The 2,338-nt window shown below is 77.2% G+C and carries 2 protein-coding genes; both read right to left on the reverse strand.

The annotated features are described in order from the left end of the window. Window positions 1-19: 19 nt before the first annotated feature. Window positions 20-775: a polysaccharide deacetylase family protein gene (locus LCE31_RS38940; protein ID WP_225022965.1), complete on the reverse strand. Its 756-nt coding sequence runs from the start codon at window positions 773-775 to the stop codon at window positions 20-22. A gap of 35 nt (window positions 776-810) precedes the next feature. Further along, entirely contained in the window at window positions 811-2,112 is a 1,302-nt protein-coding gene (locus LCE31_RS38945; RefSeq protein WP_374118710.1) for a glycosyltransferase, read from the reverse strand. Between the last annotated feature and the right edge of the window lie 226 nt (window positions 2,113-2,338).

The raw sequence follows: 2,338 nt of genomic DNA on the forward strand, positions 1-2,338 counted from the left end.
CCGCCGCCGTCCCCTGCCGCTACCCCGCGAACTCCGGGCCGCGCACGCGCGCGCGGGCCCGGCGGTAGAGCCGCCAGCCGACGGTCCTCGGCGCGTCGGGGAACGGCGCCACCCGGGCGCCCTCCCCCGCCATCCATCCGGCCACGTCCGCCGCCGTGTGGGAGCGGCGCAGGATGAGCCGCGCTATCCGGAACGGCTGGTCCGCCGCGGAACTCAGCGCGTGCCGCACCGCCACGGCGGACGCGTAGCCGGCGGCGGCCGCCGCCGCGCGCCCGGCACGGCTGTTGTAGCCGTGCGGATAGGCGAGGTGGTCCACCGCGTGCCCGAGCGCGTTCTCCAGCACGTCCTTCGACTCGCGCAGCTCGCGCCGCAGGCCGTCGGCCGGGAGCGTGTCGAGCTGGGCATGGGTGACGGTGTGCGCGCCGACCTCGATCCCGTACGCCTCCAGCTCGGCCGCTTGCGGGAGCGACATCATCGGCGCGGGGGGCAGCAGGCTGCCGCGGCCCGGCGTCAGCGCCCCCGTCGTGAGGTACGCGGTGGCGGGAAGCGCGCGGGCCGCCAGCGCCTTCGCCGTCGGGCCCGGCAGATCGGCGAACCCGTCGTCGAAGGTCAGCACGACGGGCCGGGCCGGCAGTTCGGCGCGGCCCGCGAGGCCGTCGGCGAACGCCCCGGCCGTCAGCGGCGTACGGCCGCTCGCGAGCACGGCGTCCAGGTGGGCCGCGAACATCCGCGGCGCGACGGTGAACTCGGCGATCCAGCCCGGCGGTTCGCTCATCACCGCGTGGTACAGAAGGACGGGCACGACGGTGGTCACGGCTGCCGCCTCCCGCGCTGTGCGAGACGGGCCGCGGCGTAGCCGAGAGGCCCGTAGAGCATGCCCCTGCGTTCGAGCCGGGAGAGCGCGCGCGGCCACGGGTGCCCCTGCGCCCCGTGCGTGCCGGGCACGGCGGCCGTGGCGGGGGCCGCCGTGCCGCCCTCTCCTGCCTCCGGCCGTGCCACGCCCGGCCGGTGGGCCGTGATGGCACGGGCGTGCGCGAGTCCGCGCGGCAGCCTGGCGAGCAGCGCGGGCAGCAGGGCGGGCTGTCGCACGAGGACGGCGGTGAGGTAGGCGGTGAGCCCGGCGCCGTACCCGTACGCCTGGTTCCTGACGTCCTGCCAGGTCTCCCTGTGGTGGTGCCACACGAGGGCGTCCGGCGTATACCGCAGCCGGTGCCCGGCGCTCAGAATGCTGACGAATCCGTACAGGTCGTCGCCGCCCCTGGCGGGCGTGCCCGTGCCCGTGGCCGGGTCGAAGCCGCCGACCGCGCGCAGGGCGTCCGTACGGAAGGCCATGTTGGCGCCGGAGCCGAAGCTGCCTGCCGTGAAGGGGAACAGCGGCTCGTCGGCGGGCGGCCGGGCCGGGTCGTAGAGCCGGGGCGTGAATCCCTTGGCGAACCCGCCGTGGCTCTCCAGGAGGATCTGCGCGGGGGTGGTGAGCCGCGCGGGGAGGATGAGGCCCGTGGTGCAGCCGAGTCGGGGATCGACCGCGAAGGGCGCGGTCAGAGCCGTCAGCCAGTGCGGGTCGGCGACGACGTCGTCGTCGGTGAACGCCACGACCTCCGTGTCCCGCGACACGGCGGCGAGGCCCCGGTTGTGCGCGGTCGCGAGACCGGGCACGGGCTCGCGCACATAGTCGACACGGCCCGCGAAGGAGTCCCTGACGAGGTCGTGGGTGGCGGTCGTGGCCGGCGCGTTGTCCACCACGAGGACCCGGAAGTCGGGGTGGTCCTGCGCGAGAAGCGAGGCGAGAGCGCGGGCGAGGCGTCCCGCCCGCTCCCGGGTGGCGACGACAACGGCCGCCCGCGGCGGCCCGCCGGCCCCTTCGCCCGGCCGTGGTCCGTCCGCCGCGCCCGCGGTGTGTGCGGTCCTCCCCGACCGGTAGGCGGCGGCGAGCGCCTCCGCGGCGTCCGCGTTCTCGGGGATGCGGGTGAGCACCGTGCCGACCGGTCTGCCGCGCAGGCGGACCAGGGCATACGCGTCACCGCCCGGCACCGGTGAGGGGCCGCCGGGCGCCGGTGTGCAGGAGAGCACGGGCCCGTCCGGCCCGGCGAGGTCGAGATCGGCGACGGCGATCGCCGGGGGGCGCGGCGGTGCCGCGGGCCCCGCGCCCGCCGTCCGCGCCGTTCCCGCCGCGCGCGGGGTGCGCCGGGCGCGCGACGGTAACCGCGACGGCAGATCCCGGTACGACATGGTCCCCCCTGGATGTGACACGGGCAGTGGCGGTGGTGTTGTGACGGCCGGCGATGTGGGTGGTGGCGTGGGCGCGGTGGCGATGTGGGCGGTGGCGGCGGTACGGGGC

Origin of the sequence: Streptomyces sp. 8L (genome assembly GCF_020176795.1) — a bacterium.
GTDB lineage: Bacteria > Actinomycetota > Actinomycetes > Streptomycetales > Streptomycetaceae > Streptomyces.